We start from the raw sequence: 18,530 nt of genomic DNA, 5'->3' as shown, positions 1-18,530 counted from the left end.
GATATGGGCCGCCTGCAAGCGGTCGATCTCGGTCAGCGGCACCTTGTAGTTCAGCGAAACGACGAACATAGCATTCTCCCGGTCACGCCAGCTTGGCGGGAATCAAGCCGCGCAGCGAATTGCCGACAAAGATCGTCTTGGCCGACTGCAGATCGCCGTAGCTGTAGATCGCTTCGCGGGCGCGGCCTTCATCCAGAAGCTCGGCGCGCAGTACGCCAGGCAGCAAGCCGCAGTCGAGCCGCGGCGTCGCCAGCATACCATCGCCTAGATCGGCGAATAGGTTGGTGATGGTGCCTTCGCAGATCTCGCCGCGCTCATTGGCCAGCAGCACCTCGTCGGCCTGGGTGATGAGATATTCGGCGCGGGCATGCGTGTAGAGCTGCCGCCGGCTGGTCTTGTGGCGCAGCAGCGTGTCGTGCGAATCGAGCCTTGTGCGCGCCAGCCGCAGCGTCCAGACCTTGTCGGCGGCGAGCGGTTCATAGGGCTGTGCCGAGGCGGTCGCTTCGCCGTCGCGCGACAAAGCCAGGCGGGTGCGCAACGCTATGCCGGATCCGCTGACCGCATTGCCCAGCACGTCGCCGATCCTTTGCGGGTCGCAGACGAAGCCGAGTTCAGCTGCCGAGCCATAGAGGCGAGCAAGGTGGCGATCGAAGCGCAGGAAGCCCGAGCCGGGTTGCCAGCGCATGGTCTCGATCAGCTGGAAGTCGGCGGTGTTCCCGTCGCGAAGCGCGCTTTCAGCAGACACTCCTGATACTCCTCCTCAGCCGTCGAATCGAAGACGACGCCGCCGCCGACATTGTAGACGGCCTCGCCGCCGGAAAAGAGCGAGATGGTGCGGATCGCCACGGAAAAGCGCATCGTGCCGCCGGGTGCGATCCAGCCGATGGCGCCGCAATAGGCGTCGCGCGGCGTGCCTTCCAGATCGTGCAGGATTTCCATGGCACGGATTTTTGGCGCGCCGGTGATCGAGCCGCACGGAAACAGCGCCGCGAACACCTGGCGGATGCTGAGACCCGGCAGCAGTTTTGCCCTGACGTCGCTCACCATCTGGTGGACTGTCGGATAGGTCTCGATGCGGAACAATGCCGGCACGTCCAGCGTGCCGACCTCGCTGATCAGCGAGATATCGTTGCGCAGGAGATCGACGATCATCCGGTTTTCGGCCTGGTTCTTCTCATCGTTGCGCAGGAAAATCTTCTGCCGCTCGTCCTCAGCCTTGGTGGCGCCGCGCGGTGCGGTGCCCTTCATCGGATGCGTCTCGATCATGCCTGCGGCGTCGATCTCGAAGAACAGTTCGGGCGAACGCGACAGCACGATGGGATCACCGAGCGAGACCAGCGCGCCATATTTCACCGGCTGGCGTTCGGTCAGCGCATCGAAGGCGGCGAGCGGGTCGCCCGACCATTGGGCATGAATGGGAAAGGTCAGGTTGCCCTGGTAGCAGTCGCCTTGCCTGATGTGCTGGTGCAGCCGCGAGAACCGCTTCTCGTAATCATCGAGCGACCATGTCGCCCGCGCGTCGAAGATCGGGCCATTGGTCGCCGCTGCGTTGCGGGGCGGCACCGCCTCTTCGACCGGCGCATCGAAAACCCCAAGGCAAACGAGTGGTGTGCGGCGCCCTTTCGGCAGCAAGGGAACCAGCTTCGGTTCGAGCAGATAACCCGCTTCATAGGAAAAATAGCCGGCCAACCATTTGCCGGCGTCGTGCGCCGCCTGCGCCGCCGCCAGCGCCGGGAGGAAGTCCTTTGCCTCATGCGCCACGATAATGTCGGCCGGCCGGTCGAAGACGAGCTCGCGCGCGCTTTCGTCATTGCGGAAAATTGCGGCGGGCAGGGACATGGGACTCGGATGCTGCGCTCAATGAAGCCGTCGACCGCTCTATATGGGGGGCCGCTCGCGCGCAATCGAGGGAACGGCACGCTGCCCCTCAAAGCCGACCTTCTGGGCCGACCTCCGGGGTCAACCTCTGGGTCGATATTGCGGCCAAAAGCAAACGGCGGCGCCTCGGGCACCGCCGTTTGTAACGATCCTGCTCTCGCCGATCAGGTGTTGCTTGCGGTTCCCGCTGTTGGAAACTGCTTGGCGAATTCCGTCTCGTCGCCGGCGGCAAGCAGCTTGGCCTGTTCGATCCAGCGTTCGCGCGCGATGCGGCCGTCGAAGTTCATGACATCCTCGATCCGCTTGATATCGGCGGCTGTCCAGGCGGCGATCTGGGCGAAGCTGGTGACACCTTGTGCCTTGAGTAGCTTCTCGTTGACCGGGCCGATGCCGATCAGCCGGCGCAGATTGTCGGGCTTGCCCGCTGCTGGCTTGGCTGCTGGCTGGGCCGCCGTGGCTTTCGCCGGTGCTGCCGCTTTTGGCGCGGCGCTCGCCTTTGAAGCGCTGGCCTTGGGGGCGCTGGACTTCGGTGCGCTGGACTTGGCGGCGCCGGGTGCTGCCTTGGCCGCCGCGGGCTTCTTTGGCGCCGCTTTGGCCGCCGCCGGCGCCGATTTGGCCGCGGCTGGCGTCGACATCAGGGCAGCCGGCGCCGGGCTCGCGGCCTTTGCCGCGCCGGTTCCTGCGGCTGGCGTCGCCGGCGCTTCGCGCAGCCGGCGCTCAAGGTCGGTGCGGGTCTTGCCGCATGCATCGAGCTCACCGGTCAAGCGGTCGTTGTCGGCGCGCAGCCTGTCGCGCTCGCTGCGCGTGCGGTCGAGGTCGCCGCGCAAGCTGTCGAGTTCACCGCGCAGGCGTCCCCAGAGGAACCAGCCCACCAACACGCCTACCAGGAACGCCAGGAGCATGTAGAAAAAAGTGCCCATTGTCTCTCTCTCCAATCAGATCCGTCTGCCGTGGCATGGGTTCATGACCTTCGGCGAAAGGACTAGTCGATGGTGGTTCCGCGGTTCGCAGAACAGCCGGCTTCGGTTGGAGCTGTCGGCGATCGGCTTTGCCTGCCATGGCCAACGGCCGTTGTCGCGTTCGCCAAGGCGCCGCGGCCGGCTGAGACTTCCCTCGCCGATCGGCATGCGCTCCGGCTGAGCTTGGAAGGAAGGCTATCATAGGGCTTGTGGAAAGCTATCGGAAAACTTCCATGGAGAGTACTTCAAGAACGGATATTTGGGCCAAGAATAGGCCGTCCCAGTATGCGTCCCGGCTAGACTGTTTTGCGAGCAGATGAGACCTACGGGCGCGTTCAAGCGTCGAGTGTTTCCAGCTCGTCGATCAGGCCGCTGATGACGCCAAGCCCGATCTGCCAGAAGGCGGGATCGGTGGCATCAAGGCCGAAGGGCGCCAGGAGCTCGGAATGATGCTTGGTGCCGCCGGCGCGCAGCATTTCGAAATACTTGTCCTGGAAGCCGCGCTCGGCATTTTGGTAAACCGCGTAAAGCGAATTCACCAGGCAGTCGCCGAAAGCATAGGCATAGACGTAGAAGGGCGAATGGATGAAGTGCGGGATGTAGGTCCAGAAAACCTCGTAGCCTTCGCGCAACTTGATCGCCGGCCCGAGGCTTTCGGCCTGCACTTCCAGCCAGAACTGCCCGAGCCTGTCGGAGGTCAGTTCGCCATTCCTGCGCTCGGCATGCACTTTGCGCTCGAATTCGTAGAAGGCGATCTGGCGCACGACCGTGTTGATCATGTCCTCGACCTTCTGGGCGAGCATGGCCTTGCGCTCGCGCCTGTCGGTGGTCTGGTCGAGCAGCGAGCGGAAGGTCAGCATCTCGCCGAAGACGGATGCCGTCTCGGCGAGCGTCAGCGGCGTCGAGGCCATCAGCGCACCCTGGCCGCTGGCCAGCACCTGATGCACGCCGTGGCCAAGCTCATGCGCAAGCGTCATCACATCGCGCGGCTTGCCCATGTAGTTGAGCAGGACATAGGGATGCGCCGACGGCACGGTCGGGTGCGCGAAGGCGCCGGGCGACTTGCCCGGACGCACCGGCGCGTCGATCCAGTTGCGGTCGAAGAAGGTTCGCGCGATTTCCGCCATGTCGGGCGAAAAGCGCTGATAGGCGGAGAGCACGGTGTTCCTGGCCTCGTCCCAGCCGATAATCGCCTGCGGCGTATCCGGCAACGGTGCATTGCGGTCCCAGTGGTTCATCACCTCCATGCCCAGCCAGCGCGCCTTCATCTGGTAATAGCGGTGCGACAGGCGCGGATAGGCGTCGCGAACGGCGGATGCCAGGGCATCGACCACCCCGCGCTCGACGCGGTTGGCGAGGTGGCGTGAATCGGCGATGTCCTCGAAGCCGCGCCAGCGGTCGGAAATCTCCTTGTCCTTGGTCAGCGTGTTGGTGATCAGCGTGAAGGTTCGCAAATTCTTGCGGAAGGTCGCTGCCAGCGCCTCGGACGCCTGCCGGCGCACGTCGCCGTCGGCATCCTGCAAGCGGTTCAGCGCCGGCTCGAGCGTCAATTCCTCGCCGTCTATATCGAAGCGAAGGTCGGTCATCGTCTCGTCGAACAACCGGTTCCAGGCACCGCGTCCGGTGATCGATTTCTCATGGAAAAGCTGCTCGACGCGGTCTTCGAGCTGGTAGGGCTTGTCCTTGCGCAGATCGAGCACCCAGGGCCGGTAGTGGCCGAATGCGGGATCGCCGGCAAGCGCGCCTTCGATCGCGCCGTCATCGATCAGGTTGAGTTCGAGCGCGAAGAACAGAAGGTGCGCGCTGGCGTCGGTCATCTTCTCCTGGATGTCGCCATAGAGCTTGGCGCGCTGCGGGTCGGCGGTGTTTCCGGCATAGACCAGCCCGGCATAGGAGACGATGCGGCCAATTAGTTCCTCCAGGGCCTCGTAGGCGACAAGCGCCTCGCCCAGCCTGCCGGCGCTGCCACGCTCGGCCTCGGCGGCCAGCGTACCCTTCCAGCGGGTCTCGAAGCTGATCGCGTCGGCTGCGGCCTTGGCGATGTCGCGCTTCAGTTCCGGCGCCTCCATGCCGGCATAGAGATCGGCAAGGTTCCATTCCGGCAGGTCGCCAAGCTCGGCGGCGCCCTGACCGGAGGCTGGCGCCGTTAGCCGCCGAGCAGAAACCATGTGCCCAGAAACCATGTGCATCGCCGATACCTTCCGTGGCCGAGGTTCAAAGGGGAAACGAGAAGCCGGTCAAATCCTAAGGAATTCATTCACCGGGTTTTTTGAAACCTTATTTAGAACCCTGTGCCAAGATGGTCCACAGGGCAGAATTCCTCGGGCGGGCATAGTCGTACCAGTCATGACAGGTTCCATACTCATAGTCGATGACGATCCCGTGCAGCGCCGGCTGCTCGAAGCAGCCGTGACGCGGTTCGGCCATGCGGCAACCGTCGTCGACGGCGGCGCGGCCGCACTCGATGTCCTCGACGGGCCCGGCGCCCGCCAAGTTTCGGTGGTCATCCTCGATCTGGTCATGCCCGGTCTCGACGGCATCGGCGTGCTTAAGGCGATGCGCGAGCGCGACATAAATGTCCCGACGATCGTGCAGACCGCCCAGGGCGGCATCGAGACCGTGGTTTCGGCAATGCGTCACGGCGCCTTCGATTTCGTCGTCAAGCCGGCCTCTCCCGACAGGCTGCAGGCGTCGATCGCCAATGCGCTCAAGGTCGAGGCGGTCGAGGGCGAGGTCAAGCGTACGTCGCGCCGGCGTGGCGGGCTTTTGACCTTCAAGGACATGGTCACGCACAGCCCGGCCATGGACAGGGTGATCCGCCTCGGCCAGAAGGCGGCGGCATCCAACATCCCGATCCTGATCGAGGGCGAGTCCGGCGTCGGCAAGGAACTGGTGGCGCGCGCCATCCAGGGCAGCGGCGACCGCCGCTCGAAACCCTTCGTCACCGTCAATTGCGGCGCCATTCCCGACAATCTGGTCGAATCGATCCTGTTCGGCCATGAGAAGGGCTCGTTCACCGGCGCCACCGAGAAGCACACCGGCAAGTTCGTCGAGGCGCATTCGGGAACGCTGTTTCTCGACGAGATCGGCGACCTGCCGCTCGACGTGCAGGTCAAGCTGCTGCGCGCCGTGCAGGACGGCGAGGTCGACCCGGTCGGCGGACGCTCGACCGTCAGGGTCGACATCAGGCTGATTTCGGCGACGCACCGCAACCTCCTGCAGCAGGTCAAGGACGGCAAGTTTCGGGAGGATCTGTTCTATCGGCTGAACGTCTACCCGATCTTCGTGCCGCCGCTGCGCGACCGCCGCGACGACATCCCCTATCTGGTCAAGCATTTCATGGAGAAGGTGGCGCCAGCCGACCCGCGTCATCGCCTGCAAGGGATTTCTGCTGCGGCCCTTGCTGTGCTGCAGGCCTATGACTGGCCGGGAAACATCCGGCAGCTCGAAAATGCCGTCTTCCGGGCCTCGGTGCTTTGCGAAGGCGATGTGCTGACCACCGAGGACTTCCCGCAGATCCGGGCGCAGGTGGAAGGCACGGTCAATCTCGACGCCGACGGCGTTTCGCCGTCTGCGTCCTTGCCGCTGGACACGGAGCCGGGCGAGGAGGAAGTCTCGTCAGGCGAGGCTGTCTTGGCGATTGAGCCCGATCCGCTGGCCAGGCTGCAGCCTCGCTTCGGCACGTTGCGGGCGCTCGACGAACGCGGCAATGTGCGCGCTCTGGCCGATGTCGAACTCGAGATGATCAAGCTCGCCATCGACCACTATAACGGCCAGATGAGCGAAGTCGCCCGCCGCCTCGGCATCGGCCGCTCGACGCTTTACCGGAAGCTCAAGGAATACGGCATCGATCCGGAGACCGGCCGCGTCGACCGGCTCGCTTCCTAGGTGTGTTGAGAATCAGGTGATGCCAGCCTGACCTCAATCTCGACACACCCTGGAGCGCATAATCTCTCCCGAAAACCAGTTTCCACCATCGCTTTGCCGAGCTTCGGTTCGGGATTCATGCTTCGGACGCAAGGCCGGAGCCAGCTTCCAATGCCAGAATCCGCCCTATATCGGGTTTCGGCGGGAATGTGGCAGGCCTATGGACAGGCCTGTTCACGCATTAAGGCTAGCGGTAACAGATCGTGTTTCGAGCAAAGGCGGAAACATGATCTAAACCAGCGGTTTACCAAGAAAACCGGTGAACAATTTTTGACGGGATATCGCCACGGTGTTACCGCATTTTGGCTTCAATAAGCGATGATTAACCATTAGGATCGATATTCGGATGTGATAACGACACATCCGTTTGGACAAATCCGGGGACAAACGGCAGCCTGCAGGGCCTTTTGATTTGAACAGAATCGAACGACACACAAACGGGCGGCACCATCACGTGAGCGTCTGGCCGAAATGGCTGGCGGCGTTGATTGTCGCATTTGGTTTTGTTGCCGCGGCTGCAACTGGCGCCAGCGCCGAAACACGTTCGCTGAAGCTCTATCACCTCCATACGCACGAGAAGGCCGAGATCGTCTACAAGCGCAATGGCCGCTACGTTCCGGAGGGTCTGAGGAAGATCAACATCATCCTGCGCGACTGGCGCCGCAACGAGCCGACCAAGATGGATCCGCGCCTGCTGGATCTGGTCTGGGAAGCCTATCGGGAAAGCGGTGCCACGGACTACATCCAGGTCGTCTGCGGTTATCGCTCGCCGTCGACGAACTCGATGCTGCGCAGCCGCAGCAGAGGCGTCGCCGAGAAGAGCCAGCATATGCTCGGCAAGGCGATGGACTTCTACATTCCCGGCGTGCCGCTGAAGAAGCTGCGCAACATCGGCCTCAAGATGCAGGGTGGCGGCGTCGGCTACTATCCGACATCCGGTTCGCCGTTCGTCCATATGGATGTCGGCAATGTGCGTCACTGGCCCGGGATCAGCCGGCAGGAGCTGGTGAGCCTGTTCCCCAATGGCAAGACGCTGCATGTGCCGAGCGACGGCAGGCCGCTGCCAGGCTTTGAGCAGGCGCTCGCCTCCTACAAGGCGCGCAAGGGTGCAGGCGCGCCGGCCATCGAACTGGCCAGCGCCGGCGGCAGCAGCAAGAAATCAGGTGGGTTCCTGTCGGCTTTCTTTGGCGGCGGCGGCGACGACGAGGCCGACGACAGCGCCGATGTCGAGACCGCTTCGGCGGCACCTCCGCCCAAGGCTAGAAATCTGCAGCCGGCCGCGACAGCCAAGACCAGCAACCTCCCGGGCATCGCCATCGTGGCGCCGGAGAATGCCAAGCGCGCGGAGATTCCGCAGGTGGCCGAGGAGCAGGCTCCGGAGCCGGAAAAGGATACGCCGGAGACGATCATCGCGGCGCTGCCGGCCCGCAGCATTCCGCTGCCTGATTTTGCACCGCGGCCGAAGGCTGATGTCGGTGCCCAGTCGCCTGAGAACGTTCCTTTCGCCATGGCGGATGCGACAGCGACCTCGGATGCGGCAACCACCACCGAGCAGGCCGTGGCGACAGCACATGCGCCGGCGAACGTGCCTTTCGGCATGGCCGATCCGTCGGCCGCTCCGGCCCCGGCCCCCGCACAGGTCGCCGTCAACAACGTACCGTTGCCGACATGGCGCCCCGACGATTCGCTGCCGGCCGCTCTGGCGCCGCCGCCCAGCAAGGACGTGCTGATGGCGCTGGCGGATACGGCTGAGCGCGGCAGCGCCGCGACCGACGCCCTCTCGGCGCTGCCCAGCGCGCGGCCCGACGTAGCAAGGCCGGACGAGGTGAAGGCCGTGCTCGACGAGGCCAATGCCCGGGCCGGTGCTGCGGCCGACGCGTACCAGGTCGCTTCCTTGTCCTTGTCCCAGGCGCGTTCGGCTTTCAACGATCCGTCGGGCGCCGATGCCGCATCGCCGCGTGAGGCTGTCGTTGCCCGCCCGGCCGGCACCGATCCGGCCGCCGCGATCGGCGCTGGCGTCAAGACGACCCGCAAGGAATCGAGAGCCACCGCCCGCGACTTGAAGCCTGGTCCCAAGGCCATGGTGGTTGCCGCCGCGCCGCAGGCCGCCCGCTGGGCGCTGACCAGCGGCGAACATGTCGCCACCGTTTCAAGCGCCACGACAGCACCGGGCTACGCCTACAGCATCGTGCATACGCCGCCGAGCGAGGTCTACACGGCTGGCTTCCAGTCGGGCGACCAGATGGCCGATGCCAACCGCTTCACCGGCAACGCAGTCAAGTTCCTGTCGGTCGCCCGCTTCCAGACCAAGTAAGCGACCAGTCGATCAACAAAGCCGCGTCGGGCAACCCGCGCGGCTTTTTTGTTGCGCAGGCGGGGCCAATGGCGCCGCCGCCATTGGCCGCGATCACGCCGGTCTGACATTGCCGTGAGCTTGGAACTTGCTCAGTCCTTCAAGGGTTTCTCCCCTGTTCGTTCAAACCCGGGGATATCCATGAAGAACATTCTACTGGCATCGGTCATTGCTTTGGCAACTGCTTCAGCGGCCATCGCTCCCACGCAGGCAGAGACCGTTGTCGTGAAGACCCACGACCATATGCACATGATGAGGAAGCACTGCCGGACCAAGGTGGTCACGCATTGGGCTCACCACCGCAGGGTGGTGGAAAAGATCAGGGTCTGCAACTGATCGGCACGAAACTCAATCGGCAGAACCCGGTCGACGCAAGTCGGCCGGGTTTTTCATGCCGAGACAAAAAGCCCTATTTTGCCAGCTTGCTCGCCGCGCGTGCGAGAGCCTCGATCTCGTCCCACTTACCGGCCTTGACCATGTCGTCAGGCGCCACCCAGGAGCCGCCGACGCAGACGACGTTGGGCAGGCTGAGATACTCGGCCGCGTTCTTGCCGGTGATGCCGCCGGTCGGACAGAATTTCACATCGGCGAGCGGCGAGGCGAAGGCCTTCAGCGATGCGATGCCGCCCGACTGCTCGGCCGGGAAGAATTTGAGGAAACGCAGGCCGGCTTCCCGAGCGGCCATGATCTCGCCAGGCGTGATTGCGCCGGGCAGCAGCGGAACGTCGCTGTCGGCCGCTGCCGCCAGAAGCTCGCGGGTGATGCCGGGGCTGACGATGAAGCGCGAGCCCGCTGCCGCCGCCTCTTCGAACTGTCGCGCATTGAGAATGGTGCCGGCGCCGACGATGGCGTCCTTGACCTCAGCCGCGACCCGCCGGATCGCTTCCAGTGCATCGGCGGTCCTGAGCGTGATCTCGATCGCCGGCAGGCCGCCACGCGCCAGAGCGCGGGCCAGCGGCACGGCATCATCGACATTGGCGATCTTCAGCACCGGGATGACCGGCTGGCCGTTGAGGAGCGACAGGAGTTTTTCGGTCTTGCTGGGCATCTGTCTCTCCGTATCGTGGGACAATTCAACCGATTAGCAGACGGGTGTTTTTCTGTCCATGAAACGAAGCGTGTCGCGATGTCACGCGCCGTGGGGCGACGATAGCGGCCATTGCCATCAAAACGATGACGGGCTGACGAAGCCGGTGCGCCTTGAATCGGCTGCCATGAGCGTCTAGTTGGCTTGGCAATGACATTGTCCACGCCGACTGGCCCCATCCGTGTCGCCGCGCTCTACCGGTTTGCCCGGCTCGACGCCTTCGACGAATTGCGTGCGCTGCTCGCCGCTTTCTGTTGCGGGCGTGGCATCAAGGGCACCTTGCTTCTTGCGCGCGAGGGCATCAACGGCACCGTCGCCGGCAGCGAGACGGCGATCGCCGAACTCATCGATTATCTCGAAGCCATCGACGGGCTCGCCGGCCTCGAGGTCAAATACAGCAGCGCAGCAGAAACGCCGTTCCACCGCATGAAGGTGCGGTTGAAGCGCGAGATCGTCACCATGGGTGTCGGCGACATCGACCCGGCGACGAGCGCCGGCACCTATGTCGCGCCGGCCGACTGGAACGCGCTGATTTCCGAGCCCGATACAATCGTCATCGACACGCGCAACGCCTATGAGGTGTCGATCGGCACGTTCAAGGGCGCGGTCGATCCGGCAACGGCAAGCTTTCGCGAGTTCCCGGCCTGGGTGGAAGCAAACAGGGCGGAACTCGAGGGCCGCAAGGTGGCGATGTTCTGCACCGGCGGCATACGCTGCGAAAAGGCGACGGCCTACGTCAAGTCGCTCGGTTTCGAGGATGTCTTCCACCTCAAGGGCGGCATCCTCAAATACCTGGAGGAGGTTCCGGCCGAACAGAGCCTGTGGCAAGGCGAGTGCTTCGTGTTCGACGAACGCGTTTCGGTGTCGCACGGCCTTGCCGAGGGCGACGCCGAACTCTGCCGCGCCTGCCGCCATCCGCTGACGCCGGGCGACCTGACGTCACCGAAGTTCGCCACCGGCGTATCATGTCCGCATTGTTTCGATGCGCGTTCCGACGAGGACCGCCAGCGCTACGCCGAGCGTCAGCGTCAGGTCGAACTTGCGCAAGTACGGGGCCGGGGCCGGCATATCGGATCCTGATCCGGGCTTCGGCCACTCGCCGCCAGGGATCTGTCCCGAAGGATCCGTCATTGTAATGTCAAAGTGCGGGGCCTACCTCTTCGGCGTTCGAAACCTGCCCGTTCGGCCGGGCAAATCCTGGAGGCATTGAATGTTCGATCCCAAGAAGCTTCTCGACGATCTGCTCGGCTCGCAAATCCCCGGCACCAGCGGCACCGTCCGTGACAAGGCGGGCCAGGCCGTGCAGATGGCCAAGGACAACCCGCTGGCCGCTGGCGCGCTCGCTGCAGTGCTGCTCGGGACCGGTGCCGGCCGCGAGGTGACAGGCGCCGCCGTGAAGCTTGGCGGACTGGCCGCGATCGGCGGCCTCGCCTACAAGGCCTACCAGAACTACAAGGCCGGCAACGCGCCGGCGGAAGCGCCCGCGACCGGCGAACCGGAATTGCTGCCGCCGCCCAAGGACACCGCTTTCCACCCGTCGCAGGCGCCGCAAGGCGAGGACGAATTCACGCTGACCCTGGTTCGGGCGATGATCTCGGCGGCCAAGGCCGACGGTCATATCGACGGCGACGAACGCCAGAAGATCGCCGGCAAGCTCAGCCTAGCCGGCATAGGCTCCGATGCCGAGAAATTCCTGATGAAGGAGCTGGAGAGCCCGCTTGACCTCGACATGCTGGTAGCCGGCGCCAAGACCGATGCGCAGAAGCTCGAACTCTACACCGCGTCGCGCCTGACCATCGATCCCGACACCCGCGCCGAGCGCGGCTATCTCGATCTGCTTGCCGGCCGGCTTGGCCTGCCGGATGCGCTGGTCGATCACGTCGAGGCGACGGTTTCGGCAGCCAAGGTGCCGGCCAAGGCAGGGACTTCGCCCAATCCGCGCTGGTAGCCCAAATCGGCACAGATCGCCTTTCCGGGGTTAACCCTCCATTAACTCAGGAAGCGCATGATTCTACACAGTCGGACCGGGTTTTTCCTCCTCCCAAGCCCGGTTCAGATCAGGGCGGTCGCCAATGACCGCCCTTTTTGTCGGGCCCTGTCCGTTCGTTTGAGCAGATCTTCTCCGAAAACCCGATTCCATTTTTCGAGACCGGCCCTGGTGGTTCGGCTTGCCATCGCTGCCGTCATTTGCGATGCCTTCTCTCCTGAGGACAAATCCCGAAAATTAGTCGTGCACACGCAGCGCCGCTGGAGGACAACAGCCATGACCGAGCAAAGAACCGCTATCGTCACCGGTGCCGGCACGGGCATCGGCAAGAGCGTCGCCACGGCGCTGCTCAAGGCCGGCTGGAACACGGTGTTCTGCGGACGCCGCAAATCCGTGCTGGATGCCGCCGTCGCCGAGGCCGGGCCGACCGAGGCCAAGGCATTGGCGGTTGCCTGCGACATCAGCAAGGCCGGCGAGGTCGATGATCTGTTCGAGACGGTGGCGGAGGCCTTCGGCCGCGTCGACCTGCTCTTCAACAATGCCGGCATGGGCTACAAATCGACGCCGATCGACGAGATCCCGGTCGAGGTGTGGAACGATATCGTCGGCGTCAATCTCACCGGTTCGTTCCTGTGCGCCCGCGCCGCCTTCGGCGCTATGCGTAAGCAACGGCCGATGGGTGGCCGCATCATCAACAACGGCTCGGTGTCGGCCTACGCGCCGCGCCCGGGCTCGGTGCCCTACACGGCGACCAAGCATGCTATCACCGGCCTGACCAAGACGCTGGCGCTAGACGGCCGGCCCTATGACATCGCCTGCGGCCAGATCGACATCGGCAATGCGCTGACCGACATGGCGCAGCCGATGACGGTCGGCGTGCCGCAGGCCAACGGCTCGATCGCTGCCGAAGCGGTGATGGACGTGCAGCGCGTCGCCGACGCCGTCGTCCACATGGCCAGCCTGCCGCTCGACGCCAATGTGCTGTTCATGACGGTGATGGCCACCAAGATGCCGTTTGTGGGGCGTGGGTGAGCAACGGACGCTGGCAGGGCCTCCGCCGCCGGCTCATTTGCCCGCCAGCGGCGCGCCGGGCTTGAAAAGCAGAATGGGCCTGATCTCGTAGACGGCGGTCGGATTGACACGGCGAAGGTCGCGGGCGATCGCGATGGCCTCGTCTCGCGTGGCGCAGTCGACGACATAGAGGCCGAGCAATTGTTCCTTGGTCTCGGCGAAAGGGCCGTCGATGACCACGCCGTCACCCGGGCCGCGCAGGGTGAAGGCATCCTGCGTCGCTCCCAGACGCGCGGACGGTCCTAGCGTGCCTTCCTCATGAAGCCGGGTGTTGATCTTCAGCAGGTCGGCCATCAGCGCCGCATCTTCCCGCGGCGTCAACGCCTTGATCGCATCTTCTACGTGATAGGCGAGGATTGCGTAGAACATCCGATGTCACTTTCTCCGGTCGGGGATATCGATGGACAGCGCGGGCTGAACCTCACTTCGCCAGGAACGTTCCGATCCGCTCCAGCGCCCGCAAAATGTTCTCCTCGGAGTTGGCGTAGGAGAGCCTGATGTAGCCCTCGCCGAGAATACCGAAATCGGGACCGCCGATCAGCGCCACGCCGRCCTCGTCGAGCAGCGCCGAGGCGAGCTTTTTTGCCTTCCAGCCGGTCTTCGACACGTTGGGGAAGGCATAGAAGGCACCCTTGGGCGTGATGCAGGAGATGTTGGGCAAGCCATTCAGCCCCTCGACCACGATCTTGCGGCGACGGTCGAAGGCGCGCATCATCTTGTCGACATCGTCCTGCGGGCCGTCGATGGCGGCAATGCCGGCGAACTGGCTCGGCGCGTTGACGCAGGACCAGCAATTGACCGCCAGCTTGCGCACCTTGTCGTAGAGATGGGCGCCCTTGTCGCCATTCGGCCAGATCGACCAGCCCATGCGCCAGCCGGTCATCGCCCAGGTCTTCGACCAGCCGTTGAGCACGATCAGCCGGTCGCGGATCTCGGGAAAGCCGAGCAGCGAGCAATGCGTCTCGCCGTCATAGGTCATGACGTCGTAGATCTCGTCGGAGAGGATTGCGACGTCGGGGTGCTTCTCCAGCCCCTTGACCAGTTTCTCGATCTCGGCGCGCGGCGTGACACCGCCGGTCGGGTTGGCCGGCGAGTTGAGGATCAAAAGCCTGGTCTTCGAGGTGATCAGCGCCAGCGTCTCCTCGGCGGAGAAGGCAAAKCCGTTCTCCTCGCGCATCGGCACCGGGATCGGTGCCGCGCCRGTGAATTCGATCATCGAGCGGTAGATGGGAAAGCCGGGATCGGGATAGAGGATCTCGGCGCCAGGCTCGCCGAACATCAGGATCGCGGCGAACATGGTCGGCTTGCCGCCGGGCAGGATCATCACCGTTTCAGGCGATATCTCGACGCCGGTGGTGGTCAGCGTGCGCCGCACCACCGCCTCGCGCGTCGCCAGCAGGCCATTGGCCGGCGTGTAGCCGTGGTGGCCGTCACGCAGCGCCTTGATCGCCGCCTCGACGATGTGCTGCGGCGTCTTGAAGTCCGGCTGGCCGATGCCGAGGTTGACGATGTCGCGGCCTTGGCTCGCAAGTGCTGTCGCCCGCGCGAGCACGGCGAAGGCGTTTTCCTCGCCCAGACGGTCGAAGGCCGAAATCGTGTGGAGCATTTTTCCCGTCCGTGTGGTTCTTACTGTTGGCGTGCGTTTTTGTGAGCCTTGGCCGGCAAAAGTCAAACGGATTGGAGCATTCGGTGTCGGAAAATCTCAAAGATTGGCAACCGCGTCCGCGGCCCGAGCGCAAGGCCATCGACGGCCGCACCGTCCGGCTCGAACCGCTGAGCGCCGCAAAACATGGCGACGGTCTGTATGAAGCGTCTTCCGTGTCCGACGTCGATGGCCGCTTCGCCTGGCTGCCCGATTATCCGCCGGAAACCCGTGCCGCCTTCCAGCCATGGCTGGACAAGGTCGAGGTCAGCGAAGATCCGCTGTTCTTCACCGTCATCGACAAGGCCAGCGGCAAGGTCGCCGGACGCCAGACGCTGATGCGCATCGATCCTGCCTATGGCGTCATCGAGATCGGCAACATCTATTGGGGACCGCTCATCTCGCGCAAGCCCGGGGCGACCGAAGCGCAGTTCCTGTTCATGAAATACATCTTCGACGAGCTCGGCTATCGTCGTTACGAGTGGAAGTGCAACAACCGCAACGGGCCATCGAAGCGGGCGGCCGAACGGTTCGGCTTCAAGTTCGAGGGCATTTTCCGCCAGCATCTCATCGTCAAGGGTGAAAACCGCGATACGGCATGGTATTCGATCATCGACAAGGAGTGGCCGGCCCTGCGTCAAGCCTATGAAGCATGGCTCGACCCGGCCAATTTCGATGGCGACGGCCAGCAGAAGCGACGGCTTGAGGATTTTCGCGCCGAATTTGGCGCGTGAACTGAATTCGGCGCGCAACGGGAGTTGCCATTGGCACATACCCATTCCGACGATCACAGCGGGCACGATCACGGCGCCGGCCACGTGCATGGCTCGACCGACAAGAAACGGGTCCTGATCGCAGCCTGCCTGACCGGCGGCTTCATGGTCGCCGAGGCGCTCGGCGGCCTTCTTACCGGGTCGCTGGCACTGCTGGCGGACGCCGGCCACATGCTCGCCGATGCGATCGCGCTCGGCCTTGCCTGGTATGCATTTCATCTTGCCGGCCGGCCGGCGACCGGCCGTCTCACCTATGGCTTCGGCCGGGTCAAGACTCTGGTCGCCTACACCAACGGCATCGCCATCTTCGTCATTGCGCTGTGGATCGTCTACGAGGCGTGGGGGCGCCTGCTGGCGCCGACACCGGTGCTCGGCGGACCGATGCTTGTCGTGGCGGTCCTCGGCCTGCTGGTCAATATCGGTTCCTTCCTCGTGCTGCACGGCGGCGACCGCGAAAGCCTGAACATGCGCGGCGCCATGCTGCATGTGCTCGGCGACCTACTCGGCTCGGCAGCGGCGATCGTTGCCGCGCTGGTGATCCTGGCGACCGGCTGGACACCGATCGACCCGATCCTGTCGGTCCTGGTCTCGCTGCTGATCCTGTCAACGGCATGGTCGCTGATGCGCGCCGCCGCCCATGTCCTGCTCGAGGGCGTGCCGCCGAGCCTCGACCGCGATCTGATCGCCAGGGATATCGAGGCGACGGTCCAGGGAGTGCGTGAAGTGCACCACATGCATGTCTGGTCGCTCGACGGAACGAGCAACATGGCGACACTGCATGCCTGCCTTAACGAAGGCGTCGATGCCTACCAGGCGGTGAGCACCATCAAGAAGCGGCTTGCCAGCAAGCACGGCATCAGCCATGCCACCGTGGAACCGGAATTCGGACAGTGCGCCGACGATGGCGACGACCACGATCATGATCACGAGCATGATGCGGCCGCGCATCACGACCATCATCACCAGGCCTGATCGATTGATATCGATTGGTCCTGCCCCAGGAGTCCCAAAGCCTTGAAAACCAGCTTGATGAAGACCCGCTGCCCGGGTGCAGCATAATGGACCGCGACACGAGGAATGCAGCCATCGCGGCAGCGTGGATCATGCTTCTGTTCGGTATCGCCGCCTTCTATCTGCCGACCGTGATGCTGGCGCTTGGCAGTTTCTCGACCGTGCTGGCCGGTGCCTTTGGCATCATCTTCGTGCTGGCGTTTTTCTCGGTGTTCTGGCTGCGGGCCCGCAACCAGCGCAAAAACCAGGGTAAATAAGGGATTTCGACATGCGTATTCTGATCACTGGCGCCGCGGGCATGGTCGGCCGCAAGCTCATTGCCCGGCTGGCCAAGGACGGCACGCTGCGCGGCCGCAAGATCGCAGCACTCGACCTGCACGACATCGTGCCGCCGCAGGCACCTAGCATTGACGGCGTCAGCGTCACCACCCACACCGGCGATCTCGCCGAGGCGGGTGCCACTGGGCGCCTGGTCGCGTCGCGCCCCGATGTCGTCTTCCATCTCGCCGGTATCGTGTCGGGCGAGGCGGAGGCGAATTTCGATCTCGGCTACCGCGTCAATCTCGACGGCACGCGGGCGCTGTTCGATGCCATTCGCCTGGCGGGCTTTGCACCGCGCGTCGTCTTCACCTCGTCGATCGCGGTGTTCGGCGCGCCGTTTCCGGATGTCATCCCGGATGAATTCCATCCGACGCCGCTGACCTCCTACGGCACCCAGAAGCAGATGAGCGAAGCGCTGCTCGCCGATTATTCCAGGCGCGGCTTCTTCGACGGCATCGGCATCCGGCTGCCAACCATCTGCGTGCGGCCAGGCAAGCCGAACAAGGCAGCCTCCAGCTTTTTCTCCGGCATCATCCGCGAACCGTTGAGCGGCCATGAGGCGATCCTGCCGGTGCCGCGCTCGGTCATGCACACCCATGCCAGCCCGCGCTCGGCGGTCAATTTCCTGATCCATGCGGCGGAGATCGACGGCAACGCTGTCGGGCCGCGCCGCAATTTGACGATGCCCGGCGTCGCAGTCACAGTCGGCGAGCAGATCGAGGCACTGGACCGCATCGCCGGATCGAAGGTGGTGAAGCTGATCCGCGAGGAGCCGGACGAGACGATCTGGGCGATCGTCAAGGGCTGGCCGACGCGGTTCGAAGCGCGGCGGTCAAGGGAGCTCGGCTTCAGCGCCGAGAAGAGCTTTGACGAGATTGTCCGCGCGCATATCGAGGATGAGCTGGGCGGCAAGATCGCGGGTTAAACCCGGAGCGTCGCCAACCGCAACATCATCCACCCGTCGCCAGGCTCGCCGACAGCAGCAACAGCCCAAACAGGAAGACGAACGCCGCGCCACCGATCTCGACGATCGAGTGGATGCGGTTGCCCATGCGGCCGTCGCCGGCGAAATACACCGCCCAGTTCTTGGCGGTCACTGCAAGGGTGGCCAGCGCCGACACAGTGATGGCGGTACCCAGCGACATCGCCAGCACTGACAGCAGGCCACCGAGCCAGAGTCCGTTGAGAAGTGCAAAGCTCAGGACGATCAGCGCGCCGGAACAGGGGCGGATGCCGACAGCCGCCACTGCCGACCAGGCCGTGCGCCAGTCGAAGCGGTCGCCAGACAGCAGCGCCGGATCGGGCGCATGCGAATGGCCGCAGGTGTCGCAGACGTCGCCGGCCGCGTGATCGTGATGAGCATGGTCGTGTGCGCCATGGTCATGCGCACCGTGCTCGTGATGATCGTGCGAATGCGCATGGTCGTGATCGTCATGCACGTGCAGCGCATGCGAATGGGCATGCGCCGAATGGTCATGGTCAGCATGCGAATGCCCCGCATGCGAATGCCCTGCATGCGAA

At 64.2% G+C, this 18,530-nt stretch carries 18 protein-coding genes; 10 read left to right on the top strand and 8 right to left on the bottom strand.

The window, feature by feature from the left end; genetic code table 11:
* Positions 1-82: 82 nt before the first annotated feature.
* The 4 genes from ACXJ7R_RS08475 to ACXJ7R_RS08460 all read right to left on the bottom strand — a co-directional run bounded on the left by ACXJ7R_RS08475 (position 83) and on the right by ACXJ7R_RS08460 (position 5,005).
* Positions 83-745, bottom strand: a complete 663-nt coding sequence (locus ACXJ7R_RS08475) for an aminotransferase class IV family protein (protein ID WP_457151439.1) — start codon at positions 743-745, stop codon at positions 83-85.
* Positions 694-1,839 (bottom strand): aminodeoxychorismate synthase component I, encoded by a 1,146-nt coding sequence (locus ACXJ7R_RS08470; protein ID WP_457151438.1) that lies wholly within the window; start codon positions 1,837-1,839, stop codon positions 694-696. Before ACXJ7R_RS08470 ends, ACXJ7R_RS08475 begins: the two co-directional genes overlap by 52 nt.
* A gap of 203 nt (positions 1,840-2,042) precedes the next feature.
* Positions 2,043-2,798, bottom strand: coding sequence for a proton-conducting membrane transporter (locus ACXJ7R_RS08465; RefSeq protein WP_457151437.1), 756 nt, complete (start codon positions 2,796-2,798; stop codon positions 2,043-2,045).
* Between the two features lie 374 nt (positions 2,799-3,172).
* Positions 3,173-5,005: a M3 family oligoendopeptidase gene (locus ACXJ7R_RS08460; protein WP_457151441.1), complete on the bottom strand. Its 1,833-nt coding sequence runs from the start codon at positions 5,003-5,005 to the stop codon at positions 3,173-3,175.
* 178 nt (positions 5,006-5,183) lie between these two features.
* Between ACXJ7R_RS08460 and ACXJ7R_RS08455 the strand changes: the two genes are divergently transcribed.
* The 3 genes from ACXJ7R_RS08455 (at position 5,184) to ACXJ7R_RS08445 (ending at position 9,453) form a co-directional block, all read left to right on the top strand.
* Positions 5,184-6,725: a sigma-54-dependent transcriptional regulator gene (locus ACXJ7R_RS08455; RefSeq protein WP_457151436.1), complete on the top strand. Its 1,542-nt coding sequence runs from the start codon at positions 5,184-5,186 to the stop codon at positions 6,723-6,725.
* Positions 6,726-7,218: 493 nt separating this feature from the next.
* Positions 7,219-9,078: a DUF882 domain-containing protein gene (locus tag ACXJ7R_RS08450; RefSeq protein WP_457151435.1), complete on the top strand. Its 1,860-nt coding sequence runs from the start codon at positions 7,219-7,221 to the stop codon at positions 9,076-9,078.
* A gap of 180 nt (positions 9,079-9,258) precedes the next feature.
* Positions 9,259-9,453, top strand: a complete 195-nt coding sequence (locus ACXJ7R_RS08445) for a hypothetical protein (RefSeq protein WP_457151434.1) — start codon at positions 9,259-9,261, stop codon at positions 9,451-9,453.
* Between the two features lie 73 nt (positions 9,454-9,526).
* Here the strand turns inward: ACXJ7R_RS08445 and ACXJ7R_RS08440 are convergent, their stop codons facing one another.
* On the bottom strand, positions 9,527-10,165 hold the full coding sequence (locus tag ACXJ7R_RS08440; RefSeq protein ID WP_457151433.1) for a 2-dehydro-3-deoxy-phosphogluconate aldolase: 639 nt from the start codon (positions 10,163-10,165) through the stop codon (positions 9,527-9,529).
* A gap of 189 nt (positions 10,166-10,354) precedes the next feature.
* Here ACXJ7R_RS08440 and trhO point away from each other — a divergent pair, with 189 nt between their 5' ends.
* The 3 genes from trhO (at position 10,355) to ACXJ7R_RS08425 (ending at position 13,223) form a co-directional block, all read left to right on the top strand.
* Positions 10,355-11,284, top strand: a complete 930-nt coding sequence (gene trhO, locus ACXJ7R_RS08435; RefSeq protein ID WP_457151432.1) for an oxygen-dependent tRNA uridine(34) hydroxylase TrhO — start codon at positions 10,355-10,357, stop codon at positions 11,282-11,284.
* Positions 11,285-11,414: 130 nt separating this feature from the next.
* Positions 11,415-12,152, top strand: coding sequence for a tellurite resistance TerB family protein (locus ACXJ7R_RS08430; protein ID WP_457151431.1), 738 nt, complete (start codon positions 11,415-11,417; stop codon positions 12,150-12,152).
* 315 nt (positions 12,153-12,467) lie between these two features.
* Positions 12,468-13,223: an SDR family oxidoreductase gene (locus tag ACXJ7R_RS08425; protein WP_095084551.1), complete on the top strand. Its 756-nt coding sequence runs from the start codon at positions 12,468-12,470 to the stop codon at positions 13,221-13,223.
* A 33-nt stretch (positions 13,224-13,256) separates the two neighbouring features.
* Here the strand turns inward: ACXJ7R_RS08425 and ACXJ7R_RS08420 are convergent, their stop codons facing one another.
* Both ACXJ7R_RS08420 and ACXJ7R_RS08415 read right to left on the bottom strand, forming a co-directional pair.
* Positions 13,257-13,631: a YciI family protein gene (locus tag ACXJ7R_RS08420; protein ID WP_457151430.1), complete on the bottom strand. Its 375-nt coding sequence runs from the start codon at positions 13,629-13,631 to the stop codon at positions 13,257-13,259.
* Positions 13,632-13,683: 52 nt separating this feature from the next.
* Positions 13,684-14,868 (bottom strand): pyridoxal phosphate-dependent aminotransferase, encoded by a 1,185-nt coding sequence (locus ACXJ7R_RS08415; RefSeq protein ID WP_457151429.1) that lies wholly within the window; start codon positions 14,866-14,868, stop codon positions 13,684-13,686.
* 83 nt (positions 14,869-14,951) lie between these two features.
* Here ACXJ7R_RS08415 and ACXJ7R_RS08410 point away from each other — a divergent pair, with 83 nt between their 5' ends.
* From ACXJ7R_RS08410 to denD, 4 genes are all read left to right on the top strand, one after another.
* The gene (locus ACXJ7R_RS08410) at positions 14,952-15,638 is read left to right on the top strand and encodes a GNAT family N-acetyltransferase (protein ID WP_457151428.1); all 687 of its coding nucleotides are present in this window, start codon (positions 14,952-14,954) and stop codon (positions 15,636-15,638) included.
* A gap of 30 nt (positions 15,639-15,668) precedes the next feature.
* Entirely contained in the window at positions 15,669-16,649 is a 981-nt protein-coding gene (locus ACXJ7R_RS08405) for a cation diffusion facilitator family transporter (protein WP_457151427.1), read from the top strand.
* A gap of 83 nt (positions 16,650-16,732) precedes the next feature.
* The gene (locus ACXJ7R_RS08400; protein ID WP_457151440.1) at positions 16,733-16,945 is read left to right on the top strand and encodes a hypothetical protein; all 213 of its coding nucleotides are present in this window, start codon (positions 16,733-16,735) and stop codon (positions 16,943-16,945) included.
* Positions 16,946-16,956: 11 nt separating this feature from the next.
* A complete protein-coding gene (gene denD / locus ACXJ7R_RS08395; RefSeq protein ID WP_457151426.1) occupies positions 16,957-17,934 on the top strand; it encodes a D-erythronate dehydrogenase in 978 nt (325 codons plus the stop codon).
* 25 nt (positions 17,935-17,959) lie between these two features.
* On the opposite strand, the gene ACXJ7R_RS08390 is transcribed toward denD, so the two are convergent.
* The coding region (locus ACXJ7R_RS08390) for a HoxN/HupN/NixA family nickel/cobalt transporter (RefSeq protein ID WP_457151425.1) at positions 17,960-18,530 on the bottom strand (571 nt) is incomplete at its 5' end.

It is taken from the genome of Mesorhizobium sp. P5_C1 (assembly GCF_054049815.1).
The sequence above is the reverse complement of the archived record's forward strand: the minus strand, read 5'-3'. Positions and strand labels throughout refer to the sequence as shown.

What these genes read in the sequence shown, in the direction of transcription:
- ACXJ7R_RS08470 (WP_457151438.1), bottom strand. Translation starts at nt 1,839, where the DNA reads ATGTCCCTGCCCGCCGCAATTTTCCGCAATGACGAAAGCGCGCGCGAG.
- ACXJ7R_RS08465 (WP_457151437.1), bottom strand. Translation starts at nt 2,798, where the DNA reads ATGGGCACTTTTTTCTACATGCTCCTGGCGTTCCTGGTAGGCGTGTTG.
- ACXJ7R_RS08460 (WP_457151441.1), bottom strand. Translation starts at nt 5,005, where the DNA reads ATGGTTTCTGCTCGGCGGCTAACGGCGCCAGCCTCCGGTCAGGGCGCC.
- ACXJ7R_RS08455 (WP_457151436.1), top strand. Translation starts at nt 5,184, where the DNA reads ATGACAGGTTCCATACTCATAGTCGATGACGATCCCGTGCAGCGCCGG.
- ACXJ7R_RS08445 (WP_457151434.1), top strand. Translation starts at nt 9,259, where the DNA reads ATGAAGAACATTCTACTGGCATCGGTCATTGCTTTGGCAACTGCTTCA.
- ACXJ7R_RS08440 (WP_457151433.1), bottom strand. Translation starts at nt 10,165, where the DNA reads ATGCCCAGCAAGACCGAAAAACTCCTGTCGCTCCTCAACGGCCAGCCG.
- trhO (WP_457151432.1), top strand. Translation starts at nt 10,355, where the DNA reads ATGACATTGTCCACGCCGACTGGCCCCATCCGTGTCGCCGCGCTCTAC.
- ACXJ7R_RS08430 (WP_457151431.1), top strand. Translation starts at nt 11,415, where the DNA reads ATGTTCGATCCCAAGAAGCTTCTCGACGATCTGCTCGGCTCGCAAATC.
- ACXJ7R_RS08425 (WP_095084551.1), top strand. Translation starts at nt 12,468, where the DNA reads ATGACCGAGCAAAGAACCGCTATCGTCACCGGTGCCGGCACGGGCATC.
- ACXJ7R_RS08420 (WP_457151430.1), bottom strand. Translation starts at nt 13,631, where the DNA reads ATGTTCTACGCAATCCTCGCCTATCACGTAGAAGATGCGATCAAGGCG.
- denD (WP_457151426.1), top strand. Translation starts at nt 16,957, where the DNA reads ATGCGTATTCTGATCACTGGCGCCGCGGGCATGGTCGGCCGCAAGCTC.